The sequence below is a fragment of the Rhizobium sp. Leaf306 genome, from assembly GCF_001423425.1.
Lineage (GTDB): Bacteria > Pseudomonadota > Alphaproteobacteria > Rhizobiales > Rhizobiaceae > Neorhizobium > Neorhizobium soli.
Genome location: NZ_LMNX01000003.1, coordinates 939,240 through 955,288, shown reverse-complemented (window position 1 = coordinate 955,288; position 16,049 = coordinate 939,240). Strand labels below are relative to the sequence as shown.

Here is a 16,049-nt window from a genome sequence, read left to right as displayed (position 1 = left end):
CAGGACCCCGATCATGACAACCTCCGACACGCTGAACGCAATCTGCGATGCGCAACCCTTCGTCACCCGCTTCATGGTGCGCAATCTGCTGACCGGCGAGGAGATTACCCGCGGCGCCGACGATGAGACGCCGTCCGGCAGCACTCGCAAGACCTCGATCATGATGGCGGCGCTGGAGGCCGCGCACGCGGGCGGCATCAACCTCGACGAGCCGATCACCTACGAGAAGCGGCTGGCCGAGGAAGTCGCCAGCGGCATGTTCCGCTTCATGACGCCGGGCATCGTCATCTCGCTGCGCGACGCGATCACCGGCATGATGGTGCTGAGCGACAATGTCTGCACGAAAATGGTGCTGGAGCGGCTGACGCTCGAGGAGGTCGATGGCTATTGCAAAGCTCTCGGCATGGTGAACACCCATCACCGCTTTCTCATTCCGCCGCTGGCGCTGCCCGCCGATCACGCGCTGACGACGGTGACGACGACGTCTGCCGCCGACCAGGTGCTGCTGCTGCAGACCATCCTGGACGCGCAATCCTCCACGCAAGCGCAGGAAAAGCTCGGCTGCAGCGCCGATCTCTGTGGCTTTGCCATGGACACGCTGAAGCATCAGGTGCTGCGCTACGGCATCCGCTCGCGCCTTCCGTTCGAGACGCTGGTGGCGAGCAAGAGCGGTCGCGGCAAGCGTGGCCGCATGGATGCGGGCATCGTCTACAAGGACCGCGCGCCGTTCTTCATCATCACCGCCTACACCGACGATGTGCCGCAGGTGATGGCGGACGGTACACCCGGCTACACGGTGTCGCTCGAGACGATCGGCAGGCTCGCCGAGGCGGCCTGGAACGGATTTCAATCTTAAAAATCAACAAGAGAAACGAGGGTAGAACAATGAAAAAGCTTCTTCTTGCGGGCGTTGCAGTGCTTGCCTTTACGCACGGCGCCGGCGCGCGCGACATCACCATCGCCCAGAGTTCGGACCTGCGCAGCGCCAATCCGGGCGTCAACCGCGACGGCAATACCGACGGTATCATCCTGCACATCGTCGAGGGCCTCGTCGGCTACAACAACAGTGGCGAAGTGAAGCCGCTTCTGGCCAAGAGCTTCGACATGTCGGCCGATGGCCTGACCTATTCGTTCAAGCTGCGCACCGACGTGAAGTTTCACAACGGCAAGCCGCTGACCGCCGAAGACGTCGTGTGGAACTGGACGCGCTATCTGAAGCCCGACACCAAGTGGAGCTGCCTCTCCGATTTCGCTCAAGGCGGGGCCGCCCACGTCACCGGCGTCAAGGCGACCGATGCCTCGACCGTGACCATTACGCTCGAAAAGCCATCGGCGGTCTTCCTCGGCCTGATGTCGCGCCCGGAATGCGGCTATACCGGCATGATCTCGCCGGACTCCGTGGCTGCCGATGGCAGCTTCGTCACGCCGATCGGCACCGGCCCGTTCCAGTGGGACGAGTGGAAGAAGGGTGAATACATCCACCTGAAGAAGTTCGCCGATTACGTTTCGCCCGAAAACGACGGCAAGCCGGACGGGATGGTCGGCTCCAAGCGGCCGCTCGCCGATGGCGTCAAGTTCATGATCATTCCCGATGCCTCGACCGTCAAGGCGGGGCTTGAATCCGGCGTGCTCGACACGGCCGAGATTTCGCCGGACCTGATCCCGGAATTCAAGTCGAGCGAGAAGACGCAGCTGATCGTGTCGCGCAACAACGGCAAGAACCTCTTCTACATCCAGACCCGCGACAAGGTCTTAAGCAATCCGGGCGTGCGCCGCGCGATGGCCATGGCGCTCGATCTCGATGAGCTGGTTGCTGCCGCGTCGAACGGCACCGGTGAGGCGAACGGCTCGATGGTGTCGCAGGACAGCGTCTATTTCAATGACACGCAGAAGAAGCGCCTGCCTTACGACGTCGAGGCTGCCAAGAAGGAACTGGCAGCCGCCGGCTACAAGGGCGAGCCGATCTCGATCATCGCCAACAAGCGCGGCAACGTGCCGAGCTTCCCGGCCGCCATCATGGCCCAGGCGATGATGCAGCAGGCGGGCCTCAACGTACAGATCGAGGTGCTCGATTATGCGACCCAGGTCGATCGCCGCCGCTCGGGCAACTATCAGGTGATCTCGCAGTCGGTCGCGCCGCGCCTCGACCCGGCTCTGATGTACGCCTTCTACGTCGGCAACAAGGACAAGAACGCCTCGCTGATGTGGGACGACCCGAAGGCTGTGGAGCTGATGAGGGCCGCCTATGTCGAGCTTGACCAAGAAAAGCGTCAGAAGATCTTCGACGAATTCCACGAACTGATGCTGAAGGAGATGCCGGGCATCTTCCTCTACGACATGGTCGATGTCTGGGGCGCCACCAAGAAGCTCAAGGGCATGCCGGTCTGGCAGTCAAACGCCCGCCTCTGGGAAGTCTCCGTCGAAAACTGACACCCGAACACTGACCACAGTGCCGCACCGGCGGATCCGGCGCGGCATTCCTTATTCATCGAGATGATCCGGCACTTCAACCGCCGGCAGGTTTTCTGCGCCCGTTGAACGGGCCTGGGACCGACTACGAGGACATGCCATGAACCGCGACGCCGTGACGTCGATTGCCGACGCAATCGAGCAGATGAAGCCCGAATTCACCAGGCTGAGCGACAGCATCTGGGATTTTGCCGAACTGAAGTTCGATGAAAGGCAATCGTCCGCGATGCTTGCCGAAAAACTCGGGGAGAACGGTTTTGCGGTAACGCGCGGCGTAGCAGGCATGGAGACGGCCTTCATCGGCGAGTTTGGCAGCGGCAAGCCGGTGATTGCTATTCTGGGCGAGTTCGATGCGCTGGCCGGCATGAGCCAGGCCGCCGGCATTGCCGAGCACAAGCCGCTCGTATCGGGCGGTACCGGCCACGGCTGTGGCCACAATCTTCTCGGCGTCGGTTCGCTGATGGCGGCAATCGCGCTGGCAAAGCACCTGAAGGACAACAACCTCGCCGGCACCGTGCGCTACTATGGGTGCCCGGGCGAGGAGGGCGGTTCCGGCAAGACCTTCATGGTCCGCGCCGGCCTGTTCGACGACGTCGATACAGCGCTGACCTGGCATCCGGCGCCGTTCAACGGCGTGCGCTCGACCAACAATCTCGCCGTTCTCGAATATTACTACCGCTTCAAGGGCCTTGCCGCGCATGCCTCGAACGCCGCCCATCTCGGCCGTTCGGCGCTGGACGCCGTGGAACTGATGAATGTCGGCGTCAACTTCCTGCGCGAACACATGCCGCAGGATTGCCGCGTCCACTATGCGATCACCGATACCGGCGGCCGGGCGGCGAACGTCGTGCAGGCGCAGGCCGAGGTCGTCTACCTGATCCGCGCTCCGGAAATGCCGCAGGCGCTCGATCTTGCCAAGCGCGTCGACAAGGTGGCGCGCGGCGCTGCCATGATGACCGAGACCGAGGTCGAGATCGTCTTCGACACGGCCTCCACCAACCTGTTGCCGAACATCACACTCGAAACCGCCATGCACGAGAACATGGTGGCGCTTGGCCCGGTTGCCTTCGACGAGGCCGATCTCGCCTTCGCCAAGGCGGTCCAGGACACGTTCACCGACGAGGCGATCAAGAGCAGCATCCGGCTCTACGAGATCAAGGGCGACGTCTTCTCCAACGCCAAGGTAGACGGTTCGACGCCGCTGCATCTGGGTCTGCGCGACTTCGAGGGCCAGTCGCATTTCCGCGCCGGCTCGACCGATGTCGGCGATGTCAGCTGGGTCACTCCGACGGCGCAATGCTGGACGCCGACATGGGCGATCGGCACCAACCCGCACACCTGGCAGGTGGTGGCGCAAGGCAAGAGCCCGGCGGCCCACAAGGCGATGGCGCATGCGGCAAAGGCGATCGCAACCACCGGCCTGTCGCTGATGACCTCGCCGGAACTCTTGGCGGCTGCGAAGGCCGAGTGGGCGGAGAAGACCGATGGCAAGGCCTATGTTTGCCCGATCCCGGCGGACATCGTGCCAGGGATGCAGTCGTAGGTCAGACCGCAGCAGCAGCTTAACTAGGCAAGTAACAGCCAATGTAGAGGCCTGGCGCGATGCAGGAGGCACACCGGCTTCTGCGACCAGGCGGTTTTTCATGCTCTTCTGTGCCTGCAACCTGTTTCATCACTCCGGCGTTGGGTTGGAGAAAAAGGACGCCAACGGCCGCACAACTGGGCTTCGGGTGGTCGGTATTTTGACAGATCCACCTTCGTGGTGCATTGGCTCCCCGGAGATCGTCCCAAGGGCGCGAACACAGCCTTTATGATAGCCGCTTCAAGGGCGGGCGTTTGAACCATAGCTGGACTGCACAGACGGTTTTGGCCTGATCAATAAACAAGCTTAACGCCACCAGCAGATGCATAGCGGCTTCCTCCCAGTTTCGCTTGTCTGCTGTTCCCCTCTGGAGGTTTCGACCTTCATACCTTATGGGCTCCGGATTATCCGCGAGCCATTTTGTGCAGCAGCTTGATGGACGGTTTGGGCCGACTGTTGAGACTGCTGGGCAGGTCTTCCTATTAGGTCAGTAGGGGAGAGCAGCCAGCCAGCCATCCTAAGATCATCCAACTACGGCAGCCTAAGAATACAAGGGGCAGGGGTCATTGGTTCGATCCCCATCAAGACGTGGGGAGCGTTGGTAGATAGTCGATGCATCTTAAAGCCGCACACGGTCATTGTAAGGCGAGAGCTGTTGACCATCAACTCGTCCTAACCAATACGCCTTCCTGATTCCTCATCAAAGAGATGGATTGCGCCCCGTGAGAGGGACAGCTTCTGACGGCTGCCGACGTCGAATTGAGGCCGGTTGCGAAGAACGACGGAGATTGAATCTCCGTCCATCAGCATCTCCAGGAATGTCTCAGATCCGGTCGGCTCGATGTTTGTCACCGTGGCTTCCAGACCGGTCTCGGCGCCGATATCGATTTCCTCCGGGCGCTTGCCGACGAGGATCTTCTGACCGGGCCGGGCGTCTGCCGGGGCTCGGATGCCCGTAGGGCGGCGGCCTGCAAGGACGAGGCCGCCATCGGCGACGACAGCCGGGAACAGGTTCATGGCCGGCGAACCGATAAACTGCGCGACGAAAGCATTGGCGGGCCGATCGTAAAGTTCAAGCGGGGTGCCGACCTGTTCGATCCGCCCGCTCTGCATCACCACGATCCTGTCGGCCATGGTCATGGCCTCGATCTGATCGTGGGTGACGTAGACCATTGTCGTGCGAAGCCGACGATGAAGCGACTTGATCTCGCCCCTCATCTGCACCCGTAGCTTGGCATCCAGGTTGGACAAGGGCTCGTCAAACAGGAAGACCTGTGGATCGCGCACGATCGAGCGGCCCATGGCGACGCGTTGCCGCTGGCCACCCGAGAGGGCCTTCGGCTTGCGTTCCAAAAGAGGTACGAGGCCGAGGATTTCGGCCGCCTCCCGTACCCGCCTCGACTTCTCTTCCTTGCTGGCACCGGCAAGGGTCATGGAGAAGGCCATGTTCTCTTCCACCGTCATATGGGGATAGAGGGCGTAGTTCTGAAAGACCATCGAGATGTCGCGGCTCTTTGGCGGCAGGTCGTTGACGACCCGGTTGCCGATCGAGATCGTACCGCCGGAGATGTCTTCTAGGCCTGCGATCATGCGCAGGAGCGTGGACTTGCCACAGCCCGACGGCCCCACCAGGACCACGAATTCGCCGTCGGCGATCTCCGCGGCGATCCCGTGAACCACTTCCAGGCTGCCGTAGGTCTTGACGACCTTGCTGATCGTGACGTTCCCCATGATGCGTTCTCCTAGGCTGCCCGGATACGGATACGGGTCGACGACAAGGCGCCCTCGTAGATCTCCATGCCGGCTGCGCCGCCGGCAAAGGCGTCATCCTGCGCCTCGAGCGTGACTTCGCCGACGGTAACGCTCAGGCGATCGCCCTTGGCTGTAGCAACCATGGTGAACGCTGTCTCGAAGGCCGTTTCAAGCGGCACGGACGCAAGGATGGTCTCGTCGGCATCGCGACGTCGGACGACTTGAAGCTCGCCCTGGCGCGTGACACGTGCCGCGTAATAGCGCCGTTGTCCTTCCGCCCGCAGGACAAGGCCACCGTAGTCGCCCAGGTGCAGCATCAGGTCCGCCTCGACGGCATAGTCCGTCCAGTCGCGTGTTCCCTGCAGGATGATGCCGGAACCACGGTTCTGGCTGATCCGGATATCCTGCGGAAAGTGCTTCGAGAAGAAATGGACGTTGGAAACCCAAGCCCGCCGCCAGAAATCGCCCGCACCCTGCGGCCGGCGGAATGTGACATCCGGGCATCCGTCCCAGGTCAGTGCGGAGAGAAGAATACGCCCGTCGGCGCGTCCATCGCGCGAGACAAGCACCACGCCAACCTCGGCGATCGGCTGGTAGCCCGTTTCCGGCACGACCCATTCGAGCGTAACAGTTTCTCCCGCCGACAGTAGCTTGCCCATCGGCATGTCAATGTCCGCCAGAGTGTCGTCGCTCGTGTAGTGCCGGATACGAAGCTTCGCTTCGACCGTCCCTCTGTTCGCCTTATCGGCGTGGACATGGGCGCGAAGTATCTGCCCGGCGTGAAGGCGCGGGCTCGCCATAAGGTCGTAGGTTCGCATCTTGAGGACGTCGTGGGGTATGAAGACCGGCGTCGTGGTTGCTGCCTCGCGGCCCGGAGCGAGCGCCTTGAAGTCGATCGCAAGCGCCGTATCGTTACCGCTCACCCTCAGATCGTCCACCGCAATCTGGCTCGGCTGCGGACGGAAACCCTGAACGGAACCGGGAAGCGAGAAATGAAACTTCGCGCCGTCCTTGGGTGCCGGTTGGGCCGGGATGCCTGCAAGTTTGCGGCCGAGATTGGCAAGCCAGAGCGAGATATCGACCGCATCAGTGATCGAACGGCCGCCATCTGCCGAGGAGATATACAGGCGGTCGGCAACGGGTCCCCGCCAGTCGGGACCGGCCTCGAGCCCTTCAAGTCCAAGCATGATGCCGTGAAGGCAACCAAGGTTGCCAGCGTTGCAGTCTGTGTCCCAGCCGGATGTGTTAACGATCATCTGCCCGCGCTGGAAGTCGTGCGGCGCGTGGAGCAGCGCCATGATCATCAATGCATGGTTCGGCACCACATGGCAGTTGCCCGGGTATTTGTCGTAGCCGTACGTATCCTCGATCTTCTGTCGCGTGGCTTCCCAGTCCTCGTTGCCCGATGTCCAGGCGCGGATGTCGGCGACAAGCTTGGCGATCAGGCTGTCCTTTGGAATGTAGGACAGACCCGTATCGAGGAGATGATCGACATCCTTGCTGAGAAAGGCCTCCGCCTCCATGGCTGCCCAGAGGACGGCCGCATTGACAGATTCTCCGTCATGGCTGACCGAGCCGGCGGCACGAGCCAGTTTCGCGGCCTGGGCCGGGTTTCCCGGCGAGACCAGTGCCCAGCCGTCAATGAAAATCTGCGCACCGATCTGTTCTGCCACAGTGGCGCCGTTGGTCTCGATCGAGCCTGAGGCCGGTGCGGGTATGCCGCGCGCCAAATTGAGCCAGGCCGTGTGTTCGGTCGAATTTCCAGCGCCGCCCCACCAGAGGATCGAGCGCTCCTCGATGATGTAATTCAACCAGGCCTTGCCGATATCTTCCGCGGAGAGATCCGGCGAGATGCCATAGTCGTCGAGCGCTCTGGGGAAGGTGAACGTGCCGGCGATATCGTCGTCGGTCACCACCAGTGGGTCGCCGAGCCGCTCGTGGACGTAATAGGTGATCGGGCCGAGCTTCTCGAGGATGTCCTTGTAGCGCCAGTTCTCGAAGGGACGGCCGAGATAGACGCCGATGAGCTTGCCGAGGACGCCCGCGTATACGCGGTTGGTGTAGTCGGTGGGAATGGACATGTTATGCTCCTGTTAGCCTTTCACCGAGCCGCCAGCCATGCCGTCGATGAAACGGCGCTGCAGCAGGACGAAGAGGACGACAATGGGAAGGACGATAATGAGGGCGGCGGCCATGATGACGCCCCAGTCGGACGCGTACTGGCCGGAGAGAAGAAAGAACGAGACGACAGCCGTCAGCTGATCCTGTCCCTGCAGGAAGGTGGTCGCGATCAGAAACTCGTTCCACGAATAGAGGCCGATGATGAGCGCGACGGTAAGGATGCCGGGCGAGACGATTGGCAGAAAGACCCTGGTAAAGACCTGCCAGTGGGTTGCGCCATCGATCAGCGCGGCTTCCTCCAGCTCCTTCGGCACCGCGAGGAAATAGGTTCGCAACAGCATGATCGCGAAGGGGGAGTAGACCGCCGTGTAGATGAAGGCGACGGCAATGGGATTGTTGATCAGGCCGAAGCGGGCAAAGCCGAAATAGAGCGGGAACAAGAACAGCTGGATCGGCGCCGTCGTACTGGCCAGCAGGTAGAAGGTCAGGATCTTCCACGTCTTGATCTTGCGTCGGGCAAGAACGTATGCCGTCAGCGAACCGGTCGCACAGACAAGGACGATGGTCATGGCCGTGAGAACGGCCGAATTGAAGAGTGTGCGACCGAAATTCGCGTCGCTCCAGGCTCGCGTGAAATTGTCCCATCGCAGGTGCGTAGGCCAGGCTAGCGGGTTCTGGACGATCTCCGCCGAAGGTTTGACGGCGTTGAGCACCATCAGGGCTATTGGGAAGAGCGTGATGATCAGCAACACAGCCAGCGTGATGTGGACCATCCACTGCGTAAGTCGGCTTTCGGTCATGTTCATTGATCGAACTCCCTGGCCTGGACGCGGATATAGACGACAGTGGCTGCAAGGCCGAACAGGCTGATGACGACGGAAATTGCAGCAGCCTTGCCGACGGCGAGGTCGTAAAACGCTGACCGGTAGGCGAAGGTGGACAGCACTTCGGAGGAATAGGCGGGACCTCCCTGCGTCAGGATGTAGACGAAGTCGAACACGAGGAAGGACCAGATCACGGTCATGATCATCATCAGGGTGATCGTCGGCATGATGCCGGGCAGAAGCACGTAACGGATCGTCTGGAAGAACGTGGCGCCTTCAACCCGGGCGGCCTCGATCTGCTCGGAGGGAACTTGCCGGAGCGCTGCAAAAAAGATGACGCAGAGAAACCCCCACCAATGCCAGAGATCGACAACGGCGATGCCGTAAAGCGCGCTCGAAGTTTCCGTCAGGGGGTTTGCGACATCGATGCCGTAGCGTTGGAGGAGGCCCGTAATGCCCGTGACGGGGGAGTAGATCATGCCCTGCCACACGCGGCCCGTGATCGCCGTCGCGATAATGACGGGCAGAAAGTATATGACCTGAAAGAAATTGGCGCTCCGCCGCGCAACGAGCATCATGGTTGCGGCTAGGAGCCCCATCGTGATGGGAACGATGAGAAAGATGATCGTCCACACCACATTGTTGGTCAGCGCGGTCCAGAAGACGCTGTCGTCCCAGAGTGTGCGGAAATTGTCGAGGCCGACGAAGATCGGATCGCTGATGCCGTCCCACTCAAAAAAGGCGAGCATGACCGTCATCAGCGCGGGTATGGCGATGATGACGATATTGATGATCAATGTCGGCAAGACATAGAGACGGTGCATGAGGTGTACCTTTTGAAACCGACCAGTCCGCCGGCACCCACTGCGTGATGGGGGAGCCGGATCGCGCGCACCGTGGTCGGCGCGCGGCGGTTCGGGATGACGAGGATCAGCGTGCCGGGACGGCGGGCACCTTTCCGGCTTTCTTTTCCTTCTGGAAGGACGCATCCAGCTTGGCGAGGAAGTCCTGCGTCGTGCTCTTCTTCAGCCACACCTCCTCGATGCCGTTGATCAGGTAGCTGTCCGTCGCCGGCGGCAGAAAGGTCCAGGTCGTGTAGCCGTAGTCACCATCGCTGACGGCGGCAGTCAGGGTCTTCATCGTTTCAGTGAAGAGCGGGGTGACCTCGCTCGCCATCTTTACGGTGGAGATGTCCTTCAAGGGAATGTTCCATTCGCCCTGCCAGGCGGAGTTCATGGTCCCGTAGACTTCGGGCGAGAAGACGTAGTTGATGACCGCTGCAGCGCCATCCGGGTTTTTCGCGCGCGTGGCGATGGAGAACGTGGAGCCGATGCCGAGGGGGAAGACGGGATCGCCGCTGGCACTTGGGAAGCCCACGAAACCGGGCTCCGTTCCTGCCTTCTTGCCGTAGCTCGCGACATTTTGGAATTGCCAGGTGCCGGTCGGCATCATGCCGGCGCGACCGGAAGCCATCATGTCGGCCGCCTGCTCGCTGCTTGTCAGCGAAAAGTAGTTCTTGCCAAAATAGCCCTTCTGCCACCAGCCGTCGAGCCGGTCGATAGCCTTGACGAAAGGTTCGGACGTCCAGGGCAGCTCGCCGCGCAGCGCCTTATTCATGTTCTCCGGGCCGGCGACCGAGTTGAGAGCAAGCGTCACGAACCATTCGTTGGCGCCGCGCCAGTCGGCATTGCCGGCCGCAAAGGGCGTTACACCTGCCTTGAGCATAGCGTCGGCCAGCGTCTCCAGCTCATCGAGCGTCTTGGGTGCCTGCCAGCTGTTTTTCTCGAACAGGGTCTTGTTGAAGAAAAGACCAACTGTTTCGTACGTCTTCGGCAGCGCATAGATCTTGCCGTTGTACTCACCCATCTTCAGGAAGACCGGGAGAATGCGGTCCTGCCATTTGAACTTGGCGGCATAGTCGTCAAGTGCCATGAGTTGGCCGGACTGGGCCATAGGGGCGACATAGCTCGGGCCTGCGGTGTAGACGACATCAGGGCCATTGCCGGAGAGCATGGCGACGCGCAACTGCTTGTCGAGTTCGCTGCCGCGATAGTCGACGGCGAGGACGCTGTCCGGGTGAGCGGCGTTAAAGGGCGCTATAATGTTCTGCTGGATAAGTTTCTGCTGCTCCGGCGTGGCCTGTTCATACCACCAGGAAACGCCTCCCTGGCTGAATGCTGCTTGTGCGGTGCCGAGCAGCAGCATAGCTGCGATGGCAAGTGAACTCTTCCTCATTAAGTTTTCCTCCCTGTTTTGATCTGGTGTTATTGGGGCTGTCGAGGTGCGGCAACGGAAGCCCGGATGATCAGTTCGAATGGCATTTCCTCGGTACGTCCGGGATCGATGTGCCCGCTGGCAAGACGCGCAAGCATGCAATCCGCAGCGTGCGCTCCCATCCGATCCTGGAATTGTGCGACCGTCGTGAGCGCAGGCGTGACCAGGGCAGATGCCAGAATGTCGTCAAAGCCTGCCACCGATACGTCAGCGGGGATGGAAAGGCCGTTTGCGATGAGACTTTGCATGACCCCGATTGCCATGAGATCGTTGGCAGCGATGATCGCGGTGACAGGGCGGCCGCTGGCCACCAGGTCATCGGCAGCCTTGCGGCCTCCATCGACCGTGAAGTGAGACGCCTCCAAGGCGATTGGTTCTGCCCCGATTGCTTCCATTGCGTTGAGATAACCTCTCAGGCGAACCTGCTGCGGGCCACCCGGCGCTGCGATCATTGCGATCGCACGATGGCCCAGGTCTCCAAGGTGTGTCGTTAGCGCACGCGCGGCGGCTTCGTTGTCTATGAAGAGATCGTCGATCGGGAGCGGTCCGCCGGATTTGCGGCTGGCTTCGATCCGGACGACTGGGATACCCGCCTTTTCAAGCGGGGCGAGATCCTTTGCGCCGAGTCTGAAGAAAACGCCGACAATGCCATCGAAGCGCCCCTGTTGCGCGGCCGCCACCACCTGTCTTTCGTTGGTCAACTCACCTTCCGTGTCGATGGTGATGACTTCGTAGCCGGCAGCTCGAACAACCCGTTGCACTGCGACAACGAGGGACGGGTAAAAGGGGTTGGCAAGGTCCGGGACAACGCAGGCAATGATATAGGTGCGACGCGTTCGAAGCGCTTGAGCAAAGCGGTTTGGCTGGTAGCCGAGATCCGCAATAGCCGTTTCTACACGCTCAGCCGTTTCAGTGGTGACCTTATCGCGGCCACCATTCAAGACAAGTGAAACGGTAGCTTGCGCGACGCCTGCTCGTTCAGCGACCTGCCGTTGAGTAACTCTACGATCCCGCATGATTTCCTCGGTTGATACGTAATAACTATAATTGCTACGTATCAATCGGTCAATGGATAGGACAAAAAACATCCTACCCTAAACGGCGGGAAGGCGAGGGATTCCAGGAAAGCTGCGGCGACGCCTGCGGTAACGGATATTCTCCAGCACCCGCGTCGAGGATATCGGTGCAATACGCACCTCGCAAAATTCCAAAATTTTTCGCTGAAAATGACGTGATGAAAGATCGTGTTTGGACATGCTCATTCCGTTTCTCTCTGGCATCAGTGCCGAGGGCGAGCGGAAATAGGGACGCGCCTTTAACAAAGCATCTATGGTGAGTGCATCTCGCCAGGTGTGGCGCGGCATTCAAGAAGACAAAATTAATGATATATAAACAGATCAATTAAGGCATAATGATCCGTATTTATATCTTACCTGTTGACTGAGCTCAGAATTTTTGCAGATAGTTGGCTCTGCTACACGGAGAACTTTTAGGTAGGTAGGATGGCACCGTCTGAGTCAGATGCCTTGCTGGAAATCGGGCAGTTGCTGAAGGCTACGCGTAAAGGCCTGCAATTGACCCAGGAGCAGGTTGCCGACATGTCGGGTATATCGCGTCCCCGCTATCGTGAGATAGAAGCCGGAAGCACTGCTGCGCGTACGACAACCCTCATCAATATTGCTCGCGCTCTCGGACTTGAGTTAATGCTCATCCCACAGGCGATGGTTCCGGCCGTCGATGCGTTGCTGCGGCCGCATGACGATCTTGATGATCTCCCGGCGTTCATGGCTCATCCAGACGGGGATGAGAATGTCTGAAGTTTTATCTGATCCGAGATCCATCTCGTCGCTCGACGTGCTGCTGAACCATTTGAAGGTCGGCACGATCGTCAGGACGCCCGGCGATTTCAACGTCTTCAGTTTCGAGGATAACTATCGCGCAACTGGCGGCTTTCCTGTGGTCAGCCTTTCTTTTCGCGCAGCCACCGGAGGCTTGCGCAAGGATCCGAAACCTGTCGCCAGAGCGTTGCCAGCGTTCTTCGCCAATCTGCTCCCGGAAGACAAACTGCGCGAGGCGATGGAAAAACACCACGCGGGAAGTATTCGTGCAGGAAACGATTTCGACTTGCTCGTCGCGCTGGGTTCGGATCTGCCTGGCGCTGTCCGCGTCGTACCGAGTGACAGAACGATTGCGAGTCTCGACAAGCTGCCTGTTCCGAAGCCGAAGGCGCGGTTCTCGCTTGCCGGCGTCCAGATGAAGCTTTCGGTCATCAAAAATACGGGGAAGGGCGGCGGACTGACACTGCCGCTCGGTGATGACCAGGGATCCTACATCGCCAAGTTTCCATCGACCTCGTTTCCCGGGGTGTCGGAAAACGAATATGCCAATCTCGCATTAGCTGAAGCCATCGGCATGGAGGTTCCGGAACGCGAACTGGTCGAGCAATCGGAGTTCGAAGGTATCCCGGAGGAGTTCGAGACGCTGTCGGATGGGAAAGTGCTGCTCGTCAAACGCTTCGATCGCGAGGCAGGTGGCGATCGGATACATATTGAGGATTTCGCGCAGGTGTTCGGCGTCTATCCTTCGCGGAAATACGAAGGTGCCGCCTATCATGATATCGCGGCAGCCTTGAACGTTGCCGTATCGTCCGCGGCCGCACTCGAATTCGTGCGTCGGCTGGCTCTCGCTGCCATCACTGGGAACGGTGACATGCACTTGAAAAACTGGTCAGTGATTTATCGGGATAAGGGCGACAAACCTGGGCTTTCGCCGGTCTATGACGTACTCTCGACCATTCCCTATATTCCGGCAGACGCAATGGCGTTATCGCTTGCAGGCGAGCGCCCCTTCAAAGCGCTGAATGTGCACCGATGGAAAGCATTCGCCAATCGTGCGCGCCTGCCGGAGGCCGCCGTCCTGCAAGCCGCAACCGAAACTGTGGAGCGGGTGAACCAAGCATGGTGGTCACTGCCAGAGCGTGAGGTCGTTCCGCCAAGGGTGCTCGAGCGTATCGATGCGCACATCAAATTGATGACGCCAATCATCGGCATGCACACCAACTAGCGCTGTGGTTCCGCGGATCGACGGTTTATGTCCGTTCAAGGCGACTGAGCCGCAAATGGACGTTAAGCGGAAATAATTTCCGCTTAACGTTGGGTGCCAAAGGTTCGAATCCCATCAAGGCGAGACAACTCGGCTGAACGAGGCGTGGGTGTTTCCACGCCTCGTTTTGATCAGGCTTCTATAACACAGCCGAGCCGCGTGAGAGACGCGTCGACCCAGGCACGGTCGTTCTTGCCGAGCTTGATGTTTTCCATCTGCTTTGTCTCTGCCGCGTGCTTCTTCGATGCGGCTTCGAAGACCGTTTCGACCGAGGACAGCGGCACAGAGAGCAGGCCATCGGCGTCGCCGCAGATGAGGTCACCCGGCTCGATGACCATGCCGTTGATGGCGATAGGCACGTTGACTTCGCCGGGACCATCCTTGTAGGGGCCGCGATGGGTGACACCTGCTGCAAAGACGGGGAATGATCCGGCCAGCAGTTCTTCGCTGTCGCGGATGGCGCCGAAGATAACGATGCCGCCGAGACCGCGCTGTGCTGCATGCGCAACCATCAGTTCCCCAATGATCGCATTGCTGAGATCACCACCGGCATCGACAACGACGATGTCACCAGGCTCGGCAATGTCGAGTGCCTTGTGGACCATCAGGTTGTCGCCTGGGCGCGCTTTGACCGTCACCGCGGCGCCGACCATTCTCGGACCCGTATAGAACGGTCGAAGCGGCGCGCCGCCCGCCGTCATGCGGGACATGACATCACTCACGTTGGCGACAGGCAGAGTTCTGAATTTCTCGACCCATTCCGCGCTGACATTCTGGTTACGCTTGCATACTCTGAAACCCAACATTTCGATTCCTCTGTTTTCAAATTTGGTGGTTTAGTTCTGAGCGAGGTTCTGGTTGGCGAGTGCCCGACGATCAAAGGGCGCGCCGGTGAGGACATCGACGATGTGCTGCGCACTCTGTACGGCCATGTTCTTCAGCGCTGATCGACTTGCCCCGCCCACGTGAGGCGTTGCGATCAGATTTGGCAGAACCCAGAACGGGTGATCGGTCGCGGGTGGTTCCTGCTCGAAGCTGTCGAGTGCGGCACCTGCGATGCTGCCGTCCTTCAATGCATCCAGAAGAGCAGCCTCATCGATGACGGCGCCACGAGACGTGTTGACGATGAAGGCCGTGGATTTCATCGCCTTCAGCCGGTCGGCGTTGATAAGGTGATGGGTCTGCGGTGTCAGCGGGCAATGCAGGCTGACGATATCGCTCTGCGCGAGGACCTCCGACAGGTCGCGGCTCACGCGCGTGCCATCTGCATCCTCCGCAAACGGGTCGTATGCGATGGTTTCCATACCGAGGCCCTGCGCAAGCTTAGCCGTCCTGCGCCCGATCTCGCCAAATCCGATAATGCCGAAGCAGGCGCCCGCGAGGTCGCGTCCGACATATTTCGTCTTCGGCCAGGCGCCGCCCTTCACGTTGTCGCTCAGGCTGCCGATGTCTTTCATCAGCGTCACGGACAGGGTGATCGCAAGTTCAGCGACCGACTGGGCGTTCGCTGCGAGGGCGCGCAGAACCGGGATGCTGTGGGAAGTGGCGGCGTTGAGATCGATATTGTCCACACCACTGCCGTGTTTTGCGATCACGCGAAGTCGGGAGGAGGAAGCGATGACCTGATCGTTTATCTGGCCTTGTCTGACGAGGATCGCATCGACCGCGTTTGTTCTTGCGATCTCAGCGAGATTTTCCGAGCCGCTGTAGCCGTCCGCATAAACAATCTCGATTGCATGTCGTTTAAGAAGTTCTGTTGCTTCAGGCGCCAATTCCGCCCCAGTCACAAGAACCTTGAGACCCCTCGCATTCGCCGTTGATAGGTTTTCAGCAGCTTCCGCTGCATTGATTTTGTTCACTAAACCCTCCCGAACTCCGGTGCGTCGCCTGACAGGTAAGCGACGGTTGACGAATCCTCATTATCG

At 60.0% G+C, this 16,049-nt stretch carries 13 protein-coding genes; 5 read left to right on the top strand and 8 right to left on the bottom strand.

Annotation, left to right across the window (positions count from 1 at the left end):
- Nucleotides 1-13 precede the first annotated feature (13 nt).
- From ASG19_RS17720 to ASG19_RS17710, 3 genes are all read left to right on the top strand, one after another.
- A complete protein-coding gene (locus ASG19_RS17720; RefSeq protein WP_062460555.1) occupies nucleotides 14-856 on the top strand; it encodes a serine hydrolase in 843 nt (280 codons plus the stop codon).
- Nucleotides 857-885: 29 nt separating this feature from the next.
- Nucleotides 886-2,430, top strand: a complete 1,545-nt coding sequence (locus ASG19_RS17715) for an ABC transporter substrate-binding protein (protein ID WP_062460184.1) — start codon at nucleotides 886-888, stop codon at nucleotides 2,428-2,430.
- A gap of 139 nt (nucleotides 2,431-2,569) precedes the next feature.
- Nucleotides 2,570-4,012, top strand: a complete 1,443-nt coding sequence (locus tag ASG19_RS17710; protein ID WP_062460182.1) for a M20 family metallopeptidase — start codon at nucleotides 2,570-2,572, stop codon at nucleotides 4,010-4,012.
- A gap of 711 nt (nucleotides 4,013-4,723) precedes the next feature.
- On the opposite strand, the gene ugpC is transcribed toward ASG19_RS17710, so the two are convergent.
- From ugpC to ASG19_RS17680, 6 genes are all read right to left on the bottom strand, one after another.
- Nucleotides 4,724-5,782, bottom strand: coding sequence for a sn-glycerol-3-phosphate ABC transporter ATP-binding protein UgpC (gene ugpC / locus ASG19_RS17705; RefSeq protein ID WP_062460180.1), 1,059 nt, complete (start codon nucleotides 5,780-5,782; stop codon nucleotides 4,724-4,726).
- Nucleotides 5,783-5,793: 11 nt separating this feature from the next.
- Nucleotides 5,794-7,884, bottom strand: coding sequence for an ADP-ribosylglycohydrolase family protein (locus ASG19_RS17700; RefSeq protein WP_062460177.1), 2,091 nt, complete (start codon nucleotides 7,882-7,884; stop codon nucleotides 5,794-5,796).
- Between the two features lie 12 nt (nucleotides 7,885-7,896).
- Entirely contained in the window at nucleotides 7,897-8,730 is an 834-nt protein-coding gene (locus ASG19_RS17695; protein ID WP_062460175.1) for a carbohydrate ABC transporter permease, read from the bottom strand.
- Nucleotides 8,727-9,572, bottom strand: coding sequence for a sugar ABC transporter permease (locus ASG19_RS17690; RefSeq protein WP_062460173.1), 846 nt, complete (start codon nucleotides 9,570-9,572; stop codon nucleotides 8,727-8,729). The genes ASG19_RS17695 and ASG19_RS17690 overlap by 4 nt, the downstream gene beginning before the upstream one ends.
- Nucleotides 9,573-9,678: 106 nt before the next feature.
- Complete coding sequence (locus ASG19_RS17685; RefSeq protein ID WP_062460171.1) at nucleotides 9,679-10,983, bottom strand: extracellular solute-binding protein; 1,305 nt, start codon at nucleotides 10,981-10,983, stop codon at nucleotides 9,679-9,681.
- A 29-nt stretch (nucleotides 10,984-11,012) separates the two neighbouring features.
- Nucleotides 11,013-12,038: a LacI family DNA-binding transcriptional regulator gene (locus ASG19_RS17680; RefSeq protein WP_062460169.1), complete on the bottom strand. Its 1,026-nt coding sequence runs from the start codon at nucleotides 12,036-12,038 to the stop codon at nucleotides 11,013-11,015.
- A 486-nt stretch (nucleotides 12,039-12,524) separates the two neighbouring features.
- On the opposite strand from ASG19_RS17680, the gene ASG19_RS17675 reads away from it, so the two are divergent.
- A complete protein-coding gene (locus ASG19_RS17675) occupies nucleotides 12,525-12,839 on the top strand; it encodes a helix-turn-helix domain-containing protein (protein ID WP_062460167.1) in 315 nt (104 codons plus the stop codon).
- Nucleotides 12,832-14,085: a HipA domain-containing protein gene (locus ASG19_RS17670; protein ID WP_062460165.1), complete on the top strand. Its 1,254-nt coding sequence runs from the start codon at nucleotides 12,832-12,834 to the stop codon at nucleotides 14,083-14,085. The genes ASG19_RS17675 and ASG19_RS17670 overlap by 8 nt, the downstream gene beginning before the upstream one ends.
- 170 nt (nucleotides 14,086-14,255) lie before the next feature.
- On the opposite strand, the gene ASG19_RS17665 is transcribed toward ASG19_RS17670, so the two are convergent.
- Nucleotides 14,256-14,930 (bottom strand): RraA family protein, encoded by a 675-nt coding sequence (locus ASG19_RS17665; RefSeq protein WP_062460163.1) that lies wholly within the window; start codon nucleotides 14,928-14,930, stop codon nucleotides 14,256-14,258.
- Nucleotides 14,931-14,960: 30 nt separating this feature from the next.
- Nucleotides 14,961-15,983, bottom strand: coding sequence for a hydroxyacid dehydrogenase (locus ASG19_RS17660; RefSeq protein ID WP_244476206.1), 1,023 nt, complete (start codon nucleotides 15,981-15,983; stop codon nucleotides 14,961-14,963).
- Nucleotides 15,984-16,049: the final 66 nt, after the last annotated feature.